This is a genomic window from Fodinibius halophilus (genome assembly GCF_011059105.1).
Lineage (GTDB): Bacteria > Bacteroidota > Rhodothermia > Balneolales > Balneolaceae > Fodinibius > Fodinibius halophilus.
This window is the reverse complement of record NZ_JAALLS010000070.1, coordinates 1-1,083: the sequence shown is the minus strand read 5'-3', so window position 1 is coordinate 1,083 and position 1,083 is coordinate 1. Positions and strand designations below refer to the sequence as shown.

Here is a 1,083-nt window from a genome sequence, read left to right as displayed (position 1 = left end):
AGGCCGGCGGGCAAAATAACGACATTGCGCATAACTGGCGCACGGATTGATGTTGAATTAGCAACTAACGAAAGATGAGTTTTAAAACCAAGAGGGGTAAGGGCCTGCTCACCGAAGCTTTGGTTTTGAAGCGTAGGAGAGCGAGGTGCGTCCGAGTTAATGCGCGGGTTAGCTGGCTGGTTTATTAAAGGAATATGCTTGTCCTTCTTCGTGCCAATGAATATCCAATTTACGTATCTCTTCTCCATCCTCTGAAGGCATTTCAATTTCAATCGTTGGATTTTTTCCACCCAACTCAACTCTCTTCTTTTCCTTCATAACTAAAAATTCATGAAAAAATATCGTTGATTTGAGAAATATATCTTCCCAATGATCAATTTCTATACGTTTCAAGTTCTTGAATTCAGTTCCATCATAATTGCCGAGTAAAATGGCTTCTCCGTTCGGCATGAATGAAAATTCTGAATGTGCAAAAGCATTTCGAACTTGAGAGATATAGATCTCATCAAAAAGTTCTCCAACGGCTAAATCATGATTTAAAAACACTTGCTTTATATCTTCATCTATAAATTGACTTTTGCCATAATCAGGTACTTCTAATTCCCAGTCATAAGAGTTTTCATTTAATAGACGGGCAATTTGCCTAAGTTCTCTTAAATTCTTTTTGTTTTCCCATAAATGACTATAAATCATCAATTCAAGAAAGAGAGAAAATCTTTGAAACCTTTCTAAGTCCTTGATCTCACCCTGTTCGGCTAATTTTCTATGTTTCTCTTTGCCTCCTGAATTAAGATATTGCAAATAAAATTCTACTCTATATTTGTCATTATGGTATTCTTCTCCTGGCCCAATTACATAAGGTAAATGATCAGGAAGAGGCATATTAGCCTTATGACCATTTTCCAAAAATAATATTAGATCAGATGTAGAATTACATTCTTCTTCTAAGTAATTATATAATTCAATTACAGCTTTTCTTATAGTTTCTACATATGGTTCAAGTTTTTCCTCTGGAATCATGAGTAGGTGTTTAATTTTCTTAAGCCAGCTAACGACATGGCGCTACAGCTGCAGGCGCCGGAA

The 1,083-nt window shown here is 36.2% G+C and carries 1 protein-coding gene; it reads right to left on the bottom strand.

Features of this window, described 5'->3' with window-relative positions; genetic code table 11:
* Window positions 1-168 precede the first annotated feature (168 nt).
* Window positions 169-1,020 (bottom strand): hypothetical protein, encoded by an 852-nt coding sequence (locus G3569_RS18210; protein WP_165271513.1) that lies wholly within the window; start codon window positions 1,018-1,020, stop codon window positions 169-171.
* Window positions 1,021-1,083: the final 63 nt, after the last annotated feature.